This is a genomic window from Brucella sp. MAB-22 (assembly GCF_025908475.1).
GTDB lineage: Bacteria > Pseudomonadota > Alphaproteobacteria > Rhizobiales > Rhizobiaceae > Brucella > Brucella anthropi.
This window is the reverse complement of sequence record NZ_CP109782.1, coordinates 46,855-68,897: the sequence shown is the minus strand read 5'-3', so window position 1 is coordinate 68,897 and position 22,043 is coordinate 46,855. Positions and strand designations below refer to the sequence as shown.

Genomic DNA, 22,043 nt, shown 5'->3' with positions numbered 1-22,043 from the left:
AGCAAAGGAGGAGAACCGAATGACTACCGTTTTTGACGGTCTTTCCACCCGAGAGAAAAAGACACTGTCCCGCCGCGATATTCTCAAGCGCGGCGCAGGCCTCAGCCTCGGCGCCATGCTCGTTGTCAGCGGCAATGCCGTTATCTGCCCGCAATTCGCATGGGCGCTTGAAACCACCACGCTCAAGCCCGAAACCATGGCGACCCTGATCCAGCTTGCGCGCGACATCTATCCGCATGACAAGCTTCCCGACCGTTTCTATGCCATTGCCGTCAAACCTTATGACGCGGATTCCGCCAAGGACGAGACGCTCAAAAAGCTGATCGAGGACGGTGTTGCCGATTTGAACAAGCGGGCTGGAGCCGGAGGCTATCTGGGGCTTGGCTGGGAGGAAGAGCGCGTCGCGATCCTGCGCGAGATCGAGAAAAGCCCCTTCTTCCAGAAGGTGCGCAGCGGGCTTGTGACCGGCCTTTATAACCAGAAGGATATCTGGCCGCTCTTCGGCTACGAGGGCGAAGCCTATTCCAAGGGCGGTTACATCCAGCGCGGCTTCGACGATATCGAATGGCTCTAGGCGCCCCCGGCGCAGAACATACCAATTTCAAAGCGGCACCACCGTCCTGCAAGCGCCTTGCGTTTTGCGGAAACGGGAAAGCATTGGGAGGAAACAATGGCTGCTCCATACAATCTCAAGGACGACAAGGTCGTCGTTATCATCGGCTCGGGCGCTGGCGGCGGCACGCTCGGCAACGAACTGGCCCAGAAAGGCATCGACGTCGTCATTCTCGAAGCCGGAAAACGCCACGAGTTCGAAGATTTTATCAATGATGAATGGGATAGTTTTGCCCAGCTCGCCTGGCTCGACAAGCGCACGACATCGGGCAGCTGGCGCGTGGCGAACGATTTCCCGAACCTGCCCGCATGGATCGTGAAGGCTGTCGGCGGCACCACCACCCACTGGGCTGGTGCATCCTTGCGTTTTCAGGATTACGAGTTCGAGACCCTGACCCATTACGGCAAGATCGAAGGGGCAAATCTGCTCGACTGGCCGATCACGCTGGCCGATCTGGAGCCTTACTACGCCAAGGCCGAGGACAAGATGGGGGTCACCCGCACCAACGGCATTGAGGGTCTGCCCGGCAACAATAATTTCAAGGTTATGAAAGCCGGTGCCGACAAGCTCGGCTACAAGGAATGCCATACGGGTCGCATGGCTATCAATTCCGCCCCGCGCGACGACCGCATGGCCTGCCAGCAGACCGGCTTCTGCTTTCAGGGCTGCAAATGGGGCGCAAAATGGTCGACGCTCTATACGGAAATTCCCAAGGGCGAGGAAACCGGCAGGCTGGAAGTTCGCCCGGAATGCACGGCGCTCAAGATCGAGCACAATGCGGCAGGCAAGGTGACGGGCGTGCTCTATGCCGACAAGGATGGCAAGCAGCACTTGCAGAAGGCGCGCGTCGTCTGCGTGGCAGGCAATTCGATTGAAAGCCCGCGCCTTCTGCTCAATTCGGCTTCGTCGAAATTCCCGGACGGCCTCGCCAATTCGTCAGGGCAGGTCGGGCGCAACTATATGCGCCACACCACCGGTTCGGTCTATGCCTCGTTTGAAAAGCCGGTTCATATGTATCGCGGCACCACCATGGCAGGCATCATCCGCGATGAGGCTGCGCATAATCCGAAACGAGGCTTCGTCGGCGGCTATGAGATGGAAACCGTTTCGCTTGGCCTGCCCTTCATGGCTGCCTTCCTCAATCCGGGCGGTTGGGGGCGCAGCTTCACCTCGGCACTCGACGATTATGTCAACATGGCCGGTCTCTGGATCGTCGGCGAAGACATGCCGCAGGAGAAAAACCGCATCACGCTGAGCAAGGACGTGAAGGACGAACACGGCTTGCCGGTTCCCGACGTCTATTACGACGATCACCCGAACGATATCGCCATGCGCGATCATGCCTATGCGCAGGGCAAGGCGCTTTATGAGGCCGTTGGTGCCGTCCGTACCTTCCCGACCCCACCCTATCCGTCAACGCATAATCTGGGCACCAACCGGATAAGCGAAAAGCCGCAGGATGGCGTCGTGAACAAGCACGGACAGACGCATGACATCAAGAATCTGTTCGTTTCCGATGGCAGCCAGTTCACAACCGGCGGCGCGGAAAACCCGACCCTGACCATCGTAGCTCTCGCTATCCGTCAGGCTGATTATATCGCGGAACAGATGAAGAAGCGGGCGATCTGACCTCGATATCTATTCTCCCGACCGCTGAAAAACAGAAACGGCGCGACCAATTCGCGCCGTTTCTGTTTGATGCTTGGCAAAGACAGCTCCTTTAGGCTAGGTAAATTCGGCTTGAATGGAGAAGCTTTGAGTTGAAGACAAGCATCGGCCAATATCGGATATCCTTGGCTATACGCGTCCTTAGCGTATTCGCCCTGATGTTCGTCGCCTTTGCGCACAAGCCCATCGACCTCAATGCGCCCGACAGCTACCTGCTTGCCCAATACCAGTTGCCTGATGGAACCTACCCGGTGCTCTGCATCGGCGATCATGGTTCCGATCCCAACCATCAGGGTCACGACAAGCATCTGAGCAACAATAGTTGCGAAGCCTGCCGGATTTCATCGGCCTTCCTGTGCCCTGCGCCTACGGGTTCAACCGGTGCAGCCCCGCATATCGCCATGGCGGATGGCATCGTGCCGCCGCAACCGATCCTGCAGCACAACACCTATCCGCCATCGGCACCGCCGCAAGCGCCGCCGCTCGCCTGAATAATATCGTTTGAGCGAATGCGCTCCCCGGATCGCATTCGGGAATGAAACGCGCCTGAACCCTGTTCCCCCGAACTTGGTACCGGCGTGCCTTCCAATGATTATTCAGGTTTGACACAATGAAGAACTATCGTCTTTTCGCCTCCGCCATCTCGATTGCCGCACTGTGCGCCTCTGCTGGCCTGGCCCAAGCCCACTCCTCCCTCGACCAGAGCGAAGCCAAGGCAGGCGGCTTCTACAAGGCAACCTTCCGCGTACCGCATGGCTGCGACGGCAAGGCCACGACTGAAGTGAAGGTCGAGCTGCCTGAAGGCTTCATTTCGGCCCAGCCGCAGGTCAAGGCGGGCTGGAAGATCGAGACCGTCAAGGGTGACTATGCCCAGAGCTACAAGGTGCACGGCAAGGATGTGACTTCCGGCGTCCGCGAAGTCCGCTTCACCGATGGCAACCTGCCCGGTGATTTCTACGACGAGTTCACCGTTGTCGGCCAGCTCGCCAAGTTCGACAAGGACACCACCCTCTCCTTTCCCGTGACGCAGGTCTGCGGAAGCGACGCTTCGGTTGCGTGGACGGAAGTGCCCAAGGATGGCCAGAACCCGCACGATCTGGCGCATCCGGCACCGCAGCTGCTCGTGAAGGCCGCGGGCGCTGACGATGGGCACGGCGGCCATGGTGGGCACGACAAGATGGGCCAGATGGATGGGGCCTCCATGCAGGCAGCAATGCCGACGAAGCTTGGCGAACTGGAAATCACGGCACCTTCGGTGCGCGCCATGGTTCCCGGTGCCAAGGTTGCAGGCGGGTTCATGACCATCGCCAATGACGGCAAGGATGCCGACAAGCTGGTCTCCGTCACCACCGGCGGTGTCAAGCGCGTCGAAATCCATGAGATGTCGATGCAGAACGACGTGATGAAGATGCGCCAGCTTGAAGGCGGTCTGGATATTCCGGCAGGCGAGAAGGTCGAGCTGAAGTCCGGTGGTTATCACCTCATGTTCATCCAACCGGAAAAGCCATACAAGGAAGGCGAGACCGTTCCTGTCACGTTGGAATTCGAAAAGGCCGGCAAGGTCACAATCGATTTCCCCGTCACCGCGCAAAGCGGTCAAAAGGGCGGCCAGAAAGATGGGGAGCATTCGGGTCACTAGAGCGCGTTTCGATCTGACTGAATCAGATCAGCGCGTCTCGGCTTTTTGTTCTAAAGCGCATCCTGAAAACCGTTTCATACTTTGCGGGATGCGCTCCAGCACCACAGTTGCAAATTCGTCAGACCGTGGCGAGAAGAGTGATTTTCGAGTACCGGAGCGGAGCGTGCTTCCAGGCATAGTCCCGAAAAGTTGCGGACTTTTCGGATAAGGCTAAGCGCCAGAGAAAGCTACGTGAGCACCGGAACGGGGAAGATTGCTCTTTGCAACCCGGCATCACGAAGAATGCGACTGTGGTGTTAGCAAAGGGGCGAATGATCCGCGTCCTCTCTCCTTCGCGCATTATGCGCCCGTTTGCCGCAACCGCTGCTCCCCCACAGCGGTTGCGTTCCTTCTCGAATGCTGTAAACATGAGTATTAAAGTCTAGAATAATTCCAAACAATTGAAATCTAATAAGATTTTAAACTTGAGTAATTGACTCCAGATGGATTTTCTGGCTTTTATGCATGGTGCAAATTCACAACCTTTGATGTCTGGGCCTTGAACCCTTTCGATTGGAGGACCCTATGATTGGTCTCGGCGAATGCCGGTCCGCAAATGTCGACGGCCTGCCTTGGCAGCTCAGTCTCTTGCCGACCGGATATTGCAATGTGCGGGGGGAAACCGAACGTCCCTCTGTAAAAATGCAGGGTTCACGCCCCGCATGCATCTCTTCATTCCGTAGCTTCTACGGGAGGCGGACATGAATATGCGCATATCCCAACTGAACGGCGCCAACACTGCGGGCTATTTCGATCGCCTGCCGGAAAAGCTGGTGCTGGAAGGTTATCGCCGCTGGACTGCGGGTTTCGAGACAGGCTCGATCATCCCGTGGGAAATGACCTGGGGCCTCTATTCGGAAGTGCTTGGGCCTTCGGAAGCAAAACGCGCGGTGGGCGAGCTGTCGCATTTCATCCGCGTGCTGCGCCATTGCGCCAGCTGCCAGTTGCGTGCTTTCCCTTTCGACTCGCACCATGTCTGCCGTGAGGAATGCCTGACGCTGGGGCTGATTTCCGGCATCCAGAATCAGGACGCGCTGCTGCTTGATACCTGCCTTGAAGCCATTGCCTGCCATCGCCGCTGCGACGATGTGGCAGGGGCTGCCCGCAATTTTGCCGACACGCTGGCTGATTTCGGCCAGACTTTGTTGCCAATACCGATCCATGCCATCGACAGCGCTTTGAATTTTACGCCGCGCGCGACTTTTCACTGATTGACCCAAGATCGACCCCAGATCGATCCTTGGCCGGAAAGTCCCAGCGTTTTGCGAATGAATGTGATTCCAGATTTCAAGTCGCCGTCACCCGGCGCAAGGAGATAGAAATGCAGGCCAGAACCGAACGACGCCTCGGCATTGCCGCCGCCCTCGTCCTGACCGCAGGAGCGTTTGTCATGCCGGGCGTATCCACCCAGATCGTGCAGAACGATGTGGTGCCGCAGAGCCAGATTCATATGGCTTCGGCAGAAAATCTGCGCGCCGGGCTGCGCCATTTCGTCAATCTCGGCGAAGCCATGCCGAAGTCGGTGCGCTACGAGTAATCGTATCGAACCTGATACAAAAAGGCCGCGCCAGATCTGGCGTGGCCTTTTTATTTGCAGCAGAAACGCTTCAATTTCCAACAGACGCTGATGCACCGTGCGGACCGTTGAGATTTCGGTTATGACGAGCCGAAAATGGTGGGGTGCGACCACCGGAGCGGAGTGTACTTTAGGTACATGAGCACCGGAAGCGCAGCACAACGCCATTTGCAGGCCGTCAGAGCCGGAATTCCTCCGGTCCGGCTATCCGACGATGATCGGAGCCTTGCCCTGTACGCGGTTATAGAGATCGATGATGTCCTGGTTCATCAGGCGGATACAGCCAGATGACATGGACTGGCCGATCGACCACCATTCCGGCGAGCCGTGGATGCGATAGCCGGTGTCCCGCCCGTTCTGGAAAATATAGAGCGCGCGCGCACCCAGCGGGTTTTGCGGGCCGGGCTCCTGACCGTTGCGATATTTCGCCAGTTCCGGCTTGCGCTGGATCATTTCCGGCGGCGGCGTCCAGACCGGCCATTGTTTCTTGTACTGGACATTGGCCGTGCCCGACCATTCGAATCCGGCCTTGCCAATACCGATACCGTAACGCAGCGCTTCTCCACCCGGCAGAACGTAGTAGAGAAGATGATCCTTGAGGCTGACGACAATCGTTCCCGGCGCCTGCCCTGTCGGGTCCGGCACGATCTGACGGCGGAATTGCTTCGGCACCTTCTCGTATGGAATTGCGGGCAGTGAATACGGCCCTTCCTGCACGGCGGCGTACATGACATCCGGCGTCGTGATATCGCGGTCGACGCTGATCTGCGGACGCATCGGCGTAATCCCGCCCGTCGACATCGGATCGACATTCATCTGGAAGGCCGACATATCCATCGTTTGGTTACAACCGGCAGCACCGGTGAGGAGGACGGCACCGGTGCCGAAAAGGAAGCGGCGGCGGCTCAGATCGTCAATGAACTTGGTCATGCAAATTACCCGGACAGAAGGGTTGAAACACAGCCGTCAAGCGACCGCCATACTCAACAGCAATTTGCGTTCTTATGGTTGAAGAACGGTTAAACAACTCGCGCAAACGTGTCTGAAAATTCCGTTTGAAAGCATAAATTGCAGTGAATGTAAAAATTCAATCGATTTAAGTTTCATGGCAAATGCGACGAACGTATGTATCTCATGGCTATTTGATGGCGAAAATGTGGCTTTGCCTCAAAACCGCTATTCTGAATTGTAGCCGGATAGCAAAAGGCCGGGTCATGAAACCCGGCCTTGATTACCTTCAATATTTTGCGGCGATCAATAATCTTTTTCGTAGAAGATACCGCCGCTGGAATCGCCTTCCGCTCCCAGTGAACCCTTGGCTTTCAGGTTACGGGTGATGTCGAGATTGACGGTGCCCTTGGTTGAGCCGCCTGAACCCGCTTCCACGCCCAGATAGATATTGTCGCGGATATAGCGACCGGCACGAACTGCTGTCTGGCCCTTGTCATCCGTCACGACATCAAGATCGTCGAGACCTGTCCCGGCGCGCAGCTTGTTCATGAGCGAGTTGTTGGAGCCGCCCGCAAGTTCGGCGGCGGCAGCGGCAAGCTGTGCGATCTGGAAGGCCGACAACTCGCCGATTGAGCGCTTGAAGATCAACTGCGCCAGCACTTCATCCTGCGGCAATTCCGGCGTCGACGAGAATTTTATGTCGAGATTATCAACCGTACCCGTCACCGTCACGATTGCAGTGATTTCATTGCCTTCCGAACGGGCGACGAAGTTGAGCTGCGGATTAAGATCGCCCACCAGCGTGACATTGCCTTCATCGAAGGTAATGCGCTGCCCGAGAATACCGATGCGGCCGCGGATCATGTCGAACGCGCCGACCGGCTTGATATCGGTCACAGGCCCGGTCAGGCGAAGACGTCCGCCCAGCTCCGTATCGAGGCCGCGACCGCGCACGAAAATCTGGTTGGGCGCATTGATGACAACGTCGAGGCGCGGCACGGTCGGACGCGCTGTCGGCGTCGGCACTTTGCTGCGACGCGTTTCGACCTTGGCGCGATCAAGCGTCACCTGAACGTTCTTAGGCGTGTTCTTGTGGCGAACCGGAACATAGGCTGCGCCGCCGCCCAGATTTTCCGGCACCGAGATTTCTGCCCTGTCGACATCGATGCGGCCTGAAATCAAAGGATCTCGCATCAGCGGCCCGCTGATCGTGATCCCGCCGTCGACGGTCGCCACAACCAGCTTGCCGTCGGCATAGCGGGCACGATTGAGCTTGATCTCGATATTGGCCGGGAAACTCGCTTCGGCATTGGTCGAGATCGTACCGCTGGCAGAAACCGATCCGCCGCTGCCGAGCGCGGCATTGACCTGACGCAGCGTGACGGTTTCGCCATCCAGGCTGCCCATGACATTGATATTGTTCAGGCGAACATTGGTGTCCGGATCGACAAAGGTTGCGCCATTGGTGGAGAACATGCCGCGCAACTGCGGACGGTTGAAGCCGCCCGAAACGCTGGCCGTCAGCGTCAGCGTACCGTTTACCTGCGCACCGCGATCGGCCAGGAAGCGGTTGGCGAGCGCCAGCGGAATGCTACCATTGACATTGACTCCAAGCCCCTGCCCCGAGAACGGAACCTTGCCATTGGCGGTGACATTGAGGCCGCGCGGACCGTCGACGGTCAGCGACGAGAAGTCGATAGCCATGGCCGCATAGCTGCCTGCAGCTTGCAGGGTGAGCGGCGCAAGTCCGTTATCGCGCAGCGGCTTGGCCGCAAGACCTGTACCGCGCAGATTGAAGGTTGCCGCAGGATTGGTGAGAGGGCCCGTGACACGCGCCGTTCCGGTCACATTGCCCGCGAGATCCTGTCCCTTGACCGCACCGTTCAATGCCGTCAGCGGAAGATTGGCGAGATTGACGTCAATGGCAAGATCGCCCTTACTGAGCGGCACGCCGCCATTGGCGCGGACATCGATGCCGCCGCCTCCGGTTACATGCGCATCGACATTGAGCCGATTATTGGCCGAGGTGCCCTTGGCATCGGCATTGAGAGCCGCAATGCCCTGCTTTTTGAGCTCTGCTGCTGTCACGCCTCGCGCCGCCATGTCGAAAGCGACATTGGGCGCTTCTTTCGTGCCGGTGATGCGGGCTGTGCCGTTGACCGTGCCGCCAAGCCCTAGTTCCGGCTTGAACGTATTGGCGAGAGCCAGCGGCAGATTGGAAAGGGCGACCGAAAGATCGAGACGACCATCGACCACGCCATTCACCTTGACCTGCCCCGCGCTGGCATCTGCGCCCGTATTGATGATGATATCCCCGAAGGAGATTTCCTCGCCCTTCATGGAAATGGTGGCGGGCGCGGCCAGATTGGCGCTGAGTGTGCCCTGCTTCACGTGGGCCGAAGCCAGTCCCAGTTCAAAACCGCCATTTTTCGGCTCAAGCGAACCGGCAGCGCTGGCGACTGTGCCGATTTTCAACTTGGTATTGGCAGTAAAATCGGTTTTCGACCCGGTCGCATTGGCCTTGGCATCGAAGCTGTCGATGCCGAAAGTGCCGACCATTATGTCGCGCGCCGCAGCATTGCCGTCCACCACCGGCACGCCGAACAGGTCCTTTGCCGTCAGGGCAATATCAGCCGAGGTGATACGATTGCCATTGACCTTGATGTCCTTGGCATTGGCAGTGACCGATGCATTCTGGCGACCGTCATAGGCGTCGAGCGTGATATCAGCATTGGCCGCACCGGTCGCCTCTGCCAGCGCCAGGGCTGCTGCCGTGGAAATATCCGGCGCATCGAGCTTCAGCGCGCCGGTCAGGAGACCTTTCGCGGTCTGGGTGACATTGCCCGAAAGATGCGCACCGCCTGCATTGAAAACGAGATCGGTCAGACGCTTCTCGTCATTGACGATGTCGATAAGCGTTCCAAGATCAACACGCTGGCCATTAAGGAATGCACTGCCAGCAAGTTTGCCGGAAAGGGCAGCACCTGTCTTTGCATTTCCATCGAGCATGGCATTGAAATCGAGGCCGCCTTCGGAAAGCTTGCGACCGGCCAGAGTGCCCTCCGGCGCATCGGCGCGCAGCGCCAGCGCGATCAGCTTGTCGTCGCCGCGCGCACTGCCCTTGACGGTCATCCGCCCCGATGCCTGATCGGAAAGAAGCTTCAGATCGGACAGCATGACGCCGAAGTCGAAACTTGCCTTGTCGGATGCAAAGGAACCATTGGCAGTGATTTCGCTCAGCTCATTGCCGATACGGAAATCACGCGCCGAAAACCCTTCGCTGCTGCGGCCAAGCGCGCCGCTGAGATTGACGGCACCATCGAGAATGCGGTCGACTGCTTCCGTGCCGGTGCGCATGTTCTGTGCTGTGCCGTTAAGGTCGAGCTGGAATGCACCGCTGACCGGGCGAACAATGCCCTTGGCGTTGACATCGATGCTGCCTGCAAGGTCACGGTCAGCCAGAGCGCCGAACGGCGCAAGGCTTGTAATCTTGGCGGCGATATCGCCATTGAAGGCAAAGTCGTCGATATTGCCCTTGAGATCGAGGCTGAGACCGTTACCGGCAATATTGGCTTGCGCCAGCTCGACCGGCGAACCGGCGCGCCATGCGCCGTCGATGGCGAGCGCAATCTTGCTGCCAAGCGCCTCGGCAATTTCCGCCCGTTCTGCCGAAATGCCATCCATCCCGCCATTGACCTTGAAGGTGATATGGCGATTGGCGGCATCGCTCAGGTTCTCGGCAACGCCGCCCATATCGAGCGCGATGCTGTCGGCGGAAATCGTTGCGTTCTTGAGACCGGCAATGGCAAGCGTTCCCGTCCAGTCATTGGTCGGGCGATCACCGTAAGCGACCTGGAACTTTGCATTGTCGATATAGGTTTCAGCGCCCTTGACCGGCAGGAGGACGCGGCCCTTGCTCTCATCGGCAATGGAGGCATCAATGCGCAGCTTGTTCAGGAAGCGGTCATTGCCGGTTTCGGCAGAAGCCTTCAGTTTCAAGGCAGCGCTGTTCAGCGCCAGATCATCAAGGCGGAAGCCGCCTGCATCCTTCAGGAAGCCATCCGCCGACAGTACGGTTTCGGCACCGAAGAAATCGCGGAATACAGGCGGTACAAGAACCGCGATCGGACCGTTGAAACGGGCAGAGAAAACACGTCCGCCATCGGGCGCCTGACCTTGCCGGTTGAGCGCGAATTCGCCTGTCAACGTGCGGCTACCGTTGGTGTCGAGCGCAAGATCGACCCTCAACTCGTCAAGCGGACCGGCGCCTTTCAAAGTAAGATCGACCGGAGGACGGCCATCGATGTTCAACAGGTTGGCGACGATGCCGTTAGCCGGTTCCGAGACTTTCAGGTCGAGATCGACCTTCTGGTCAGAATTGGCATAGGCCGCGCGAAGGGCAAAATTTCCGCCGGGACCGTCGAGACGCTTGATGTCGAAATTTGAATCGAGCGAACCATCGGCAAGCGACAGGCTGCCATTGGCAGAAACTTCCGATTCAAGACCGAAAATGTCAGGCCCGAAATGCAGGCGCGCAATGGCGAGCTGGTCGAGGCTGATTGAAATCGGCAGTTCCGGCAGGCTGAACGTGGACGATTCCGGCGACGGCAGGCTGTTGTCAGGCAACGGCTTGCGAATGATATCGATACGCTCGGCAGCAAGCGACTGGATGCTGAGACGACCAACAAGAAGTGCGGTACGGCTCCAGTTCAGCTTGGCATTCTCGATGCGCAGCCAGACGCCTTCGCGGTCAGCAATGGTGATTGAGCCGACGGTTGCTTCCGAAGACAGAACCCCGCTGATACCGGAAATGGAAATACGGCGGTTCGGCGCGGAAAGCTGGCTTTCCACGAAGGACAGGAAATAGGATTTCTCTTCTTCTGCTGGTGCTTCTGCCTGTTCCTGTCCAGAGGCCTGATCTTGAGCCTGAGCGGGAACTTGAGCTTGAGCCTGCAACTGTTTCTGCTGTTCCGGCCAGCCGAAGATGACTGCCGTGACGGCGAAAGCGACGAAGGCGATGATTGCGAGAAATCTGGTCAAAACGCCTGTCCTATACCTACGTACAAGCCATAGCTCGGGTCACCCGAGCGGCGGTTGAGCGGAACGGCGACATCAAGGCGGATCGGTCCAAGACCGGTCAGATAGCGCAGACCGCCACCGACGCCGACACGCATCTGTTCCGAGAAATCGGGAAAAGACTTTTCACCGACATAACCGGCATCGACAAATGCCACCGCGCCAATGGAGTCGGTGATGCGGGTGCGCACTTCGCCATTGGCCTCGACAAGCGAGCGCCCGCCGATGATCTCGCCATTGCCTGCGCTGACGCCGATGTTGCGATAGCCATAGCCGCGAACCGAGCCGCCGCCACCTGCCAGGAAGAGCTGGCTCGGCGGCAGGTCCTCGATGGACGCGCCGACAATCGAACCGAACTTGAGACGGCCTGCGAGGATCACGCGATCCTTTTCGCCAAAGCCGTAATAGGTGCGGCCTTCGGCGGTGAAACGGGTGGCGAAATTGCCGTACTGGAATTCGTAGAAGGGCTGGATATTGCCTTCCAGATAGAAGCCCGAACTCGGATCCGGCTTGTTGTTGCGGCTGTCATAAAGAAGATTGCCCTCAAGACCCGCCGTCGTGAAGCTGCGCGAGCCGAAGACGTCATCGTCGAAATGACCCTGGCTCGCCTTGGCATAGAGCGCGCCTGACAGCTCGTCGCTGAATATCTGCGTGAAGCCGGTCTTCGCATTGACCGATGTTTCGGTATAAGCATCCAGCACTTCGCGCTTGGCATCAAGCGAGGCGACAAAATCCGTATCCGGTGTATAGACGCCCGGCTTCGTGAAGCTCGTACCCAGAAGATAGGTAAAGTTCTTCGGATCGAAGGAATTGTCCTGCGTGCCGCCGATACCGCTGACCTTGGCATCGAAACGCAGGCGCTCGCCGCGTCCGAACAGGTTGCGGTGCATCCAGTAGCCGGTCAGGCCGAAACCATCGATGGTCGAATATTCGGCACCGAAGCCGAAGCGGCGCGGCTTGCGCTCCTGTACGTTGAGCGTCATCGGCAGGCTGCCGTCCGGCTCGATCTTTTCGGCTTCCTCAAAGCTCATGGCGCGGAACACTTCCATACGACCGAGACGCTTTTTGGCTTTCTCGATATCGTCGGGATCGTATTCCTGGCCTTCTTTCAGCCCGGTCATCCAGGCCACGAATTGCGGGTCCATGCGCGCGGTTCCGACGACGCTGACCGGGCCATAATGCGCCTTCTGGCCGGGATCGAGCGAAACATCGGCGGAAACCCGGTTGTCGGCATGGTCCGCGACGATATCCTCATCGGTAACCCGCGCCTTGGCATAGCCTTGCTGGCGCCACGCCTCAACGGCAAGGCGCTCCGCCTTGATGACCGTACCCGAACGCGCCACCTGCCCCGGCGCGAAGCCCGCATCTTCGGGCGACTGCACGTGATCGCGCTTGTCGACCGGCGGTGGCGCAATATTGGAAATGGCCGTGCGCGAGAACAGAAATTGCGGGCCGGGGTCAACCGAAATCGCGACCTTCGCATCATTGGGGATTTCCGCGTCGGGCGGAATGTCGTTCGCCTCGCGACCATCGACTTGAATAGAAATCGTACCGCCATAGCGGCCTTCGCCATAGAGTGCGGCCAGAATGCGGCGATAATCGCCGCGCGCCTTGGCCAGCAGTCCGGCGGAGCCCGAAGCTGGTCTCTCGGCATCCGAAACGAGGCCTGAAGCGCCTTCAATGGTGGATTTCAGATCGGCTTCCGTGCCGTCCGCATTCTTGCGGTCGCCCGTGGTCGTGACCTCGACGGAGTAGGTCTTCGGGTCGATGATGTCAGGATCTTCCTTCTTGTCCTCGCCCCACAGACGAACACCAAAGATCTCGAACGCCAAAGCAGGCGACACGATGAAAGAGGAAAATTGAGCCGCCAGCAAAAGCACGGCGATGCCCCTTCCCTGTATCGTCCTGTTACTCCAAGTCATACGCGCTACTGTCCGGTTCCTGTCTATGCGGTCGCCTGGCGGCGTCCCGTTCATTACCCCCAAGCCCAGGACGATTCAGGGATTACCATAGGGAGAACGGAAGTCCAAGCAACAACGCTAGATATGGACCATTTCAGTCAATGGAGTATTAACGTTACCACACCATTGCAACTTCCCGCGCAGATTGAAGCGCTTTGTGCTCGCATTCCGCATTGATTGCAGGGCGCGATCAGAAAATTGTAACAGCTCGCCGGCGGGGTGCTGCCGGCGAGCTGTCCATCAGGCCATTGGGAGGAGGGAGAACGACCTGATCAAAATAAGTTCTGGCACAAACACACCGGATGCCGTCAGCGGCCAGCGTGCATCGGGCGCATATTTCCGAAATGGAAACCGCCGCCGCCCATACCACCGCCGCCAAAGCCGCGGTTGAAACCACCAAAGCGGGTCGGAGACATCACCGGACCGGGACCCCAGTTGCGACGTATCTGGCCCTGCGGCCATCCACGGCCGCCCCAGTTGCCGCCGCCGTTCCAGCGCGGGCCATGGCCCCAGCGCGGATTCCAGCCGCCGCGATTGGACTGGCAATTGCGGCCAATGCAGCCATTGACGTAGTTCGGTCCGCCGCGCCAGCCTGGACCCCAACCACCGCCCCAGCCGGGACCCCAATAGCCGCCGGTCGCCCAGCCGATACCAAGTCCGAGGCCGAAGCCGTCATCGTAACCGTCATTATTGACGATCACCGTAGTGCTGGACGGTGCGGCATAGGCGGGGCCGCTATAGGCGCCGAAACGCACATAACGCGCCGAGACCCAGCCGACACGGCTCCCGTTATAGATCTGGCACCAGCCATTGCGGCAGGAACCGGCATTGACCGTCGCACCGGCGGGGAGCGCGGCAAGCCGTCCGTAATTGGAACCGGGGCCCGAACGGACATTGACCGAAGCCGAGACATAGGCTGTTGCAGCGGAAGCAATAACGGGCGTGAACAGGGTTGCGGCAATAACAGCCGCACCAAGAATACGATTATTAGTAAGCATTCCCTTAAATAAAGACATCGCATCTTCTCCAGATTAGCGATCGAACAGAGACCAAATAAGTATCAAACACGAGCTAATCTATGTTGATATAGTACACTATGCAAACAACATGCGCAATAATGGTAAATTTAGGGCGTATATTATTATTTTCTACACTTAGATATTGATTGCAATCATCTTTATTTTACAAAATACAACGTCGCACTTACAGCAAGTTGATTAAAATTTTACAGGAAATGTTACTCTCACCTCTTTGACAGACAGTCAAAAAGAAAGGCGCCCCGGAGGGAACCGGGACGCCACGCGGCTTTGGGGGGAGAGAGGGAGGATAAAGCCGCGATCACGGGCCGTCAGGCCAGTTGTTTTGCGAGGCTCACAGATGCATTCCCTGCAGCGTTGTGGTGCAGGGAATGTGTTTGACGAGCCTTTTATAGCAGGGCGCTAAGATGCTAGCGCTATCCGCGTCCTGAAAATGCTCTATCGCCGCACGGGCTTAACAAGTCTCGATGAGTCAAACTCAACGAGACCTGATATTATGGCAGATTGCGCACGTCTTCCGGCGACATGTACATCGGCATCATATTGGTATCGAGGTGATGCATGACCCAGATGGAGCCGGCAAGAACGATAGCCAGAATGATGACCGTGAAGATGAGTGCCAGAATATTCCAGCCGCCTTCCGACTTCGGATCGAGGTGCAGGAAGTAAACCAGATGCACCAAAATCTGGACGACGGCGATACCGAGCACAATGGCTGCGGTGGTTCCCGGCGTGAAGTAGCCGTTCATGGCCAGCATGAATGGAACGACGGTGAGAACAACTGCCAGCACGAAGCCGATCAGATAGGTCTTCAGGCTGCCGTGGCTCGCGCCGTGGTCATGTGTTTCGTGTGCAGAGCTCATCACAGTACACCCAACAGATAGACAAGGGTAAAGACGCCGATCCAGATAATATCCAGGAAGTGCCAGAAGAGGCTGAGGCACATCACGCGCGTCTGGTTCTTTTCCGTCAGACCGTCACGCAGAAGCTGGGCCGAAAGCACCAGAATCCAGATCAGGCCCGACGTGATGTGAAGACCGTGGGTTCCCACCAGCGCAAAGAAGGCCGAGAGGAACGCGCTGCGGCCCGGACCCGCACCCTCATGGATCAGGTGATTGAACTCATAGACTTCCATCGCGAGGAAGGCAGCGCCCAGCAGGAAGGTCACACCCAGCCAGAACAGAAGGCCGGCACGGTTCTTCTTGAACATCGACAGCGTGGCCAGACCATAGGTCAGCGACGACACCAGCAGGAGCATGGTTTCGATCAGAACAAAGTTCAGATCGAACAGTTCACGGCCGGTCGGACCGCCCGCAAACTGATGCGCCAGAACGGCATAGGTTGCAAACAGGCCCGAAAAGAGGACGCAGTCGCTCATCAGGTAGATCCAGAAGCCGACCAGCGTGGTCGACCCTGCATCGTGATGGTCCTCATGAGCGGGGTGCTCGTTCCCGCCCGTGAACGGAGCGGTGGTTGAAATGCTTGCGCTCATCGGAATCAGGCCTCCTGAGCAGTCAGTTGCCGGGTACGGAGGTCTTCGACTTCCTGCACCTCTTCGGCCGAGACGTAAAAGTCTCTGTCATTATTGAAGGAGTGAGCGATGGCAACGGCCAGCACAGCGACGGCGGAGGCGATTGCCAGCCACCAGATGTGCCACACCAGGGCAAAGCCGAGCGGAATGTTCAGAATGCCGATGATGAAGCCGGTGCCGGTGTTCTTCGGCATGTGGATGCGCGCGAACTTTTCGGTGCGGCGCACATAGCCGTTCTGCTTCATGTCCCACCAGCCGTCATGATCGCGCACATGCGGAACTTCGGCGAAGTTGTAGAAGGCAGGCGGCGAAGCCAGCGACCATTCCAGCGTACGGCCCGTACCCCAGCTGTCGCCATTGTTGTCGCGCAGCTTTTCGCGGTCGCGGATCGAAACTGCGATCTGCAGAACCTGGAACACGATACCGCAAAGGATGATCGCAACGCCGATGGCGGCAATGATGAGGTAGATGTGCCATGCCGGGTTTTCGGTGTGGTTCAGACGACGGGTCATGCCCATCAGGCCGAGCACGTAGAGCGGCATGAAGGCCAGGATGAAGCCGACGAGCCAGCACCAGAATGCGTTCTTGCCCAGACGTTCGTTCAGCTTGAAGCCGAAAGCCTTCGGCCACCAGTAGACGAGACCGGCAAAGCAGCCGAACAGCACGCCCGAGATGATCACATTGTGGAAGTGGGCGATCAGGAACACCGAGTTGTGCAGCACGAAATCCGCAGGCGGAACTGCGAGCAGAACGCCCGTCATGCCGCCGATAACGAAGGTGCACATGAAGCCGATGGTCCACATGACCGGCGTTTCCATGCGAACGCGGCCCTTATACATGGTGAAGAGCCAGTTGAAGACCTTCGCCCCTGTCGGGATCGAAATGATCATGGTTGCCACGCCGAAGAAGGCGTTGACGTTGGCACCGCCACCCATGGTGAAGAAGTGGTGGACCCAGACCAGGAACGACAGAACCGTGATGGCCACAGTGGCGTAAACCATCGACTTGTAGCCGAACAGGCGCTTGCCGGAGAAGGTTGCCACGATTTCCGAGAAGATGCCGAAGCACGGCAGAACCAGAATGTAGACTTCCGGGTGACCCCAGATCCAGATGAGGTTCACATACATCATCGGATTGCCACCGGCATCATTGGTGAAGAAGTGGAAATCCAGATAGCGGTCCAGCGAAAGCAGGGCCAGCGTGACGGTGAGGATCGGGAAGGCTGCGACGATCAGCACGTTCGAGCAGAGCGCGGTCCAGGTGAAGACCGGAACCTGCATCATGCCCATGCCGGGCGCGCGCATCTTGATGATGGTGGTGATGAGGTTCACGCCCGAAAGCAGCGTGCCCATACCGGAAATCTGCAAGGCCCAGATATAATAATCCACCCCGACATCCGGGCTGAACTCCTTGCCGGAAAGCGGCGGATAGGCCAGCCAGCCGGTCTTGGCGAATTCGCCGACACCGAGCGAGATGTTGATGAGGATCGCACCGGCAACCGTCAACCAGAAGCTGAGCGAGTTGAGGTACGGGAAAGCCACGTCGCGCGCGCCGATCTGAAGCGGCACGGCGAAGTTCATCAGGCCGACGATGAAGGGCATCGCCACGAAGAAGATCATGATCACGCCATGGGCGGTGAAGATCTGGTCGTAGTGGTGCGGCGGCAGGAAGCCTTCATTGGCGCCGGAGGCGATTGCCTGCTGGGCGCGCATCATGACCGCATCCGAGAAGCCGCGGAACAGCATCACGAGTGCCAGAATGATATACATCACGCCAATGCGCTTGTGGTCGACGGACGTCAGCCAGTCGTTCCAGAGCGGAGCCCATTTGCGGTAGTAGGTAATGGCTGCAAGAATAGCGAGCGCCCCGCCAGCCACCGCGGCCAAAGTGACCATGATGATTGGCTCGTGATAGGGTATCGCTTCGAGCGTAAGTTTTCCGAACATTTTTTATCACGCTTCGATTTTAGCAATTCCGGGACGGCGCAAGACGGCCATCTTTCCGGAACCGCGTGAAACAAAGGATTGAATGCGGATGGCCGTGACCTCCTGCGAGATCACGGGCCGATCGGCACATCAGTTTTCGAGCTGCGAGAGCCGCTGCGGCTGGACTGCGCAGATGATGTCGCTCGCCCACTGGCTGAAATCGACAGGCGAAGACTTGCGCAGATTGGCGCGCGCTTCGCGGATCATCTGTTGACGATGCATTTCATCGTCGAGGCAGACGGACTTGCCGTCCCAGCAGCGGTTCACGATGTTGTGGAACAGCGCCTGGTCATTATAGGTGAAGAACTGCGGCGGAACCTTCTCGCTCGGCTGAACCAGCGAGGCGTAACGGTCGCGGCTCAGCTCTTCGCCATTCGCCTTGGCCTTCACATCGGCAACCCACTTGTCGAAGTCGGCCTGATTGTAGGCATGCGCCTTGAAGCGCATCTGGGCAAAACCCTGACCGCTATAGTTGGCGGAGATACCGTCGAACTCGCCAGCATGATTGGCAATCAGATGCAGCTTCGTCTGCATGCTCGGCATGGTGTAGACCTGGCTGCCGAGCTGCGGGATGAAGAAGGAATTCATGATGTTGCTGGAGGTCAACTTGAAGTTGACCGGCACATCGACCGGCATTGCCATTTCATTGACGGTGGCGATGCCCTGGTCCGGATAGATGAAAAGCCATTTCCAGTCGAGCGCAACAACTTCGACATTGATCGGCTTTGCATTCGATTCCAGCGGGCGATACGGATCGAGCTTGTGGGTGGCGACCCAGGTCACGGAGCCCAGAACGACGATGATCGCCAACGGGATGAGCCAGACGGCAAGCTCGATCTTGGTCGAGTGGTGCCAGTCGGGCTGGTAATCCGCCTTCTCATTCGAGGCGCGGTACTTCCATGCGAAGTAAAGCGTCATGAAGATGACGGGAAGCACGACGAGCAGCATGATGCCGGTCGCAAAAAGCATGAGATCGCGTTCTGCCATGCCGATTTCCCCTTTCGGGGAAAGCAGGACCTGGTTCTCGCAGCCTGCGAGAAACGCCGTGAGGGCCAAGACGGCGAACGAAACGATCGTCCGGGGGGTGCCGTGTTTCATTTGTCTTTCCATCCTGCGCGCGGAGTGTCATCTCCGGCGCATGCGTCATTTCCTAGTTTTCGGTAAATTCTGAAATTTCCAAAAGTACCGTTATAACGAATAATCCCGTTTGTCACGTGCCTGACGAAAATTGTGCTGGATCGTAATGTCGCGCCCAAAAGCGGGCATTTTGTCTGAACAATCCGGCCAGATCGCTGATGCGGGCCATGTTTTGGGCAATGCATAAATGCAATAAATCCATCGGCCCTCTCAAGGGATCGATGTCCTGACCGGCGGTCTGAATGGGTCACCAGTTGTCAGGTGCGGCGGAGCGAATAGGCCCAAAGGAAAGGGTTTGCAAGATGAAAACCGCCATCTACCCCATGAATAAACGGGATCGTGATGGGAATTTACCGAATTTGACGCGAATTGCGCGCATCCCGGAAAGTGTTAAACGGTTTTCGGACAGCCGCTCCGATCCATGTCCGACGTTTTGTGGCGGCACGATCTTCGGCAAAATAACCCCGGGGCGCAGAGACGGTTTATCTTCCGAGCTGTGTATGCTTATTGAAAATGTGCGAGGGAATTGGGGATAGAAATGATATTTGCCGAAATGCCGCTTGATGAAGCCGAAGGTGCAATTCTCGGCTATGCTATGACGGCAGGTGCGCTCACTTTACGCAAAGGCACAGTTCTCGATGCCCTCAATCTTGCCCTGTTGCGGGAAGCAGGTATCAGCTCGGTTCTGGCTGCGCGCCTGGAAAAGGGCGATATCGGCGAGGATGAGGCCGCACTCGCCATCGGGCGTATGCTTATTTCCGGCGAAGTGGAGATCGGCAGCCCCACAACTGGACGGGTCAATCTGCACGCCCGGAAGAATGGCGTATTTTTGGTAGATGCCGACCGTATTGATGTGGTCAATGCGCATGATGCGCGCATTTCCATCGCGACGCTGCGCAATCATGTGCGGGTGGAAGCCGGACAGATGGTCGCCACAGTCAAGATCATTCCTTTTGCTGTACCGGGGACCCTTTTGCGGGACATCGGCCTCGATGCACGGCCTGCGCTGCGCGTCCATCCCTTCAACGGCGCGCGGATCGGGCTGATCCAGTCGCGCCTTCCCTCGATACGCGAAACGGTTCTTGAGAAGACCCGCGAACTGATGGGAAAGCGGACTACTCGAAATGGCGGAACGCTTGTTTGCGAAAAGCGCGTCGCGCACGATCAGGTTGCGCTGGCGGCGGCAATCGCGGAAGTGAGCCGGGCCTGCGATATTATCGTGATTTTCAGCGCATCGGCGGTTGCCGACGAAGCGGATATCGTACCGCAGTCGATCCGCATGTCAGGCGGTGAAATCCTGCGCATCGGCATGCCGGTCGATCCGGGCAATCTGCTGGTCCTGGGCCGGCATGACGGCAAATATATTGTCGCCGCCCCCGGATCGGCCCGCAGCGCCCGCGAAAACAGCCTCGACTGGGTGCTGGATCGCCTGATGGCGGGGATCACACTTTCCGCCGACGATCTTTCCCGCATGGGGGTTGGTGGACTGGTTCTCTAGAACGCGTAGTCGAAAACCAATATGCCCTCGATGCCACCTTCAGCGGCTTCGACGAGGCTTTTGCCGACCTTCGTGTGTTCGGGATGCGGAAGATAGGCATCCCGCGCCGCGCTATCCGTGAAATCAACAACAAAACCGTGCCGGAAACCCTTTTCGAGATTTTCCGGACTGTTGTTTTCGCCAGCCGTAATGGACAGGATGCCACCGATCATGCCCTTGAGGGTCACAACGGCCTGCAGTTTCTCTTCGATCTGCGCGGCTCCGAGTTCGGACCTGAATTTGACGAGAACGATATGGCGTATCATGAATGGTTTCCGTGATTGAAAATGAGATCGCGCGGCCTCCAGAAATGGCAGCAGGCAACCTCTTTCATACGGTATTTATCGAGCGGTGAAAATGCTTCCTGTCAGGCGTCGCTGAAACGGAACCGCACCGAAAGCCATTTCGCAATTCCATGCGGCCTTGATTGGAACTCGCCTGACGGCAGCACTCAACGGTTCCAGTTAAAAACGGAGTCGCTGAACCGCTGCAAGTATTTGTTTCGTCGCATTATTCAACGCATCGAAGCGAGATGAGAAACCAATCCCGTGGACCGGTTCCCGGCACGGACACGTCATTCTTTCTTTCCGGAAAATACGCCAAAAACGAAAAAGGCCGGGTTGAACCCGACCTTCCGCTTTCACCTGAGTTGCGCCAGTACATCCGTGGTCACGATCCCAAGTGAATTCCCGATACGCATATGGATATAACCCGTCTGCGTTTCAGGAATATGACATTGCGGGCAGTAGCCAGATTGCTCCAAAACCGGTTCAACCCAGCCCTGCCCCGACAGTTTCGACCCACAAACCGTTGCCTGAAACTGCCGTATTCTTGCGTGGGCGCCTGATCACGCCCCATGTAGTCCGCGTTCATCCCGCTTCCGCAGATCGACGCTTGTAATATCCGTTTCCGACGTCTGAAGCTTTGCGCCCAAAGGGCTGCAGAACCTGTCGTCAGGCCGCCATCGGCGTTTCCGCCACATCGGGGTGGTTGTAATTCCACACCTCGATCAGGCATTGCCGCATCAAGTCGAGATCGACCGGACCAATCCGGCTCAGTACAAGATCGAGTTCGTCGGGCTCTACGCCCCTGTTGAGCAACTCAACAATCGCCTCGATCAGAATTCTCTTATCGTCAAATCTGTAGCGCTGCATAAACCTGCTCCGCTATCTGCCCCAGCACATGGTCATAGATTAAACAGTCATGGTTAACCGAAGCTTAAGCCACGAAAAACCAACGCGATTTACTGACACCACAAACTGACGCAGACGCTTGCTCCAAAAATTTTCCGCA

Annotated in this window: 17 protein-coding genes; 7 read left to right on the top strand and 10 right to left on the bottom strand. The window is 57.7% G+C overall.

What is annotated here, in order from left to right; all coding sequences use genetic code 11:
* Positions 1-19 precede the first annotated feature (19 nt).
* From OHI65_RS09860 to OHI65_RS09835, 6 genes are all read left to right on the top strand, one after another.
* Positions 20-574 carry a hypothetical protein gene (locus tag OHI65_RS09860; RefSeq protein ID WP_029375836.1) on the top strand — a complete coding sequence of 185 codons (555 nt, stop codon included), beginning with the start codon at positions 20-22 and terminating at the stop codon, positions 572-574.
* 96 nt (positions 575-670) lie between these two features.
* Positions 671-2,242: a GMC family oxidoreductase gene (locus tag OHI65_RS09855; protein WP_264358814.1), complete on the top strand. Its 1,572-nt coding sequence runs from the start codon at positions 671-673 to the stop codon at positions 2,240-2,242.
* A gap of 131 nt (positions 2,243-2,373) precedes the next feature.
* On the top strand, positions 2,374-2,772 hold the full coding sequence (locus OHI65_RS09850; RefSeq protein ID WP_011982291.1) for a hypothetical protein: 399 nt from the start codon (positions 2,374-2,376) through the stop codon (positions 2,770-2,772).
* 119 nt (positions 2,773-2,891) lie between these two features.
* Positions 2,892-3,920 (top strand): DUF1775 domain-containing protein, encoded by a 1,029-nt coding sequence (locus tag OHI65_RS09845; protein WP_011982290.1) that lies wholly within the window; start codon positions 2,892-2,894, stop codon positions 3,918-3,920.
* A 740-nt stretch (positions 3,921-4,660) separates the two neighbouring features.
* Complete coding sequence (locus OHI65_RS09840; RefSeq protein WP_011982289.1) at positions 4,661-5,170, top strand: hypothetical protein; 510 nt, start codon at positions 4,661-4,663, stop codon at positions 5,168-5,170.
* Between the two features lie 110 nt (positions 5,171-5,280).
* Positions 5,281-5,496 (top strand): hypothetical protein, encoded by a 216-nt coding sequence (locus OHI65_RS09835; protein WP_125300495.1) that lies wholly within the window; start codon positions 5,281-5,283, stop codon positions 5,494-5,496.
* A 243-nt stretch (positions 5,497-5,739) separates the two neighbouring features.
* On the opposite strand, the gene OHI65_RS09830 is transcribed toward OHI65_RS09835, so the two are convergent.
* The 8 genes from OHI65_RS09830 to cyoA all read right to left on the bottom strand — a co-directional run bounded on the left by OHI65_RS09830 (position 5,740) and on the right by cyoA (position 19,174).
* Positions 5,740-6,465 carry a L,D-transpeptidase gene (locus OHI65_RS09830; protein WP_125300494.1) on the bottom strand — a complete coding sequence of 242 codons (726 nt, stop codon included), beginning with the start codon at positions 6,463-6,465 and terminating at the stop codon, positions 5,740-5,742.
* 324 nt (positions 6,466-6,789) lie between these two features.
* The gene (locus OHI65_RS09825) at positions 6,790-11,526 is read right to left on the bottom strand and encodes a translocation/assembly module TamB domain-containing protein (protein WP_125300493.1); all 4,737 of its coding nucleotides are present in this window, start codon (positions 11,524-11,526) and stop codon (positions 6,790-6,792) included.
* Positions 11,523-13,442, bottom strand: a complete 1,920-nt coding sequence (locus OHI65_RS09820; protein WP_040129035.1) for an autotransporter assembly complex protein TamA — start codon at positions 13,440-13,442, stop codon at positions 11,523-11,525. Before OHI65_RS09820 ends, OHI65_RS09825 begins: the two co-directional genes overlap by 4 nt.
* Before the next feature lie 389 nt (positions 13,443-13,831).
* Positions 13,832-14,539 (bottom strand): SH3 domain-containing protein, encoded by a 708-nt coding sequence (locus OHI65_RS09815; protein ID WP_125300492.1) that lies wholly within the window; start codon positions 14,537-14,539, stop codon positions 13,832-13,834.
* A 515-nt stretch (positions 14,540-15,054) separates the two neighbouring features.
* Positions 15,055-15,423: a cytochrome o ubiquinol oxidase subunit IV gene (locus OHI65_RS09810; RefSeq protein ID WP_010657856.1), complete on the bottom strand. Its 369-nt coding sequence runs from the start codon at positions 15,421-15,423 to the stop codon at positions 15,055-15,057.
* Positions 15,423-16,052 (bottom strand): cytochrome o ubiquinol oxidase subunit III, encoded by a 630-nt coding sequence (cyoC, locus tag OHI65_RS09805; protein ID WP_010657855.1) that lies wholly within the window; start codon positions 16,050-16,052, stop codon positions 15,423-15,425. Before cyoC ends, OHI65_RS09810 begins: the two co-directional genes overlap by 1 nt.
* A 5-nt stretch (positions 16,053-16,057) precedes the next feature.
* Positions 16,058-18,037, bottom strand: coding sequence for a cytochrome o ubiquinol oxidase subunit I (cyoB, locus tag OHI65_RS09800; RefSeq protein WP_011982284.1), 1,980 nt, complete (start codon positions 18,035-18,037; stop codon positions 16,058-16,060).
* A gap of 129 nt (positions 18,038-18,166) precedes the next feature.
* Positions 18,167-19,174, bottom strand: coding sequence for a ubiquinol oxidase subunit II (gene cyoA, locus OHI65_RS09795; protein ID WP_010657853.1), 1,008 nt, complete (start codon positions 19,172-19,174; stop codon positions 18,167-18,169).
* Positions 19,175-19,751: 577 nt separating this feature from the next.
* Between cyoA and OHI65_RS09790 the strand changes: the two genes are divergently transcribed.
* On the top strand, positions 19,752-20,711 hold the full coding sequence (locus tag OHI65_RS09790) for a molybdopterin-binding protein (protein WP_125300490.1): 960 nt from the start codon (positions 19,752-19,754) through the stop codon (positions 20,709-20,711).
* Here OHI65_RS09790 and OHI65_RS09785 read toward each other — a convergent pair.
* Together OHI65_RS09785 and OHI65_RS09780 are read right to left on the bottom strand one after the other, a co-directional pair.
* Entirely contained in the window at positions 20,708-21,016 is a 309-nt protein-coding gene (locus OHI65_RS09785) for a Dabb family protein (protein WP_125300489.1), read from the bottom strand. The two genes, OHI65_RS09790 and OHI65_RS09785, sit on opposite strands and share 4 nt — an antisense overlap.
* Before the next feature lie 687 nt (positions 21,017-21,703).
* Positions 21,704-21,904, bottom strand: a complete 201-nt coding sequence (locus OHI65_RS09780) for a hypothetical protein (RefSeq protein WP_010657850.1) — start codon at positions 21,902-21,904, stop codon at positions 21,704-21,706.
* Between the last annotated feature and the right edge of the window lie 139 nt (positions 21,905-22,043).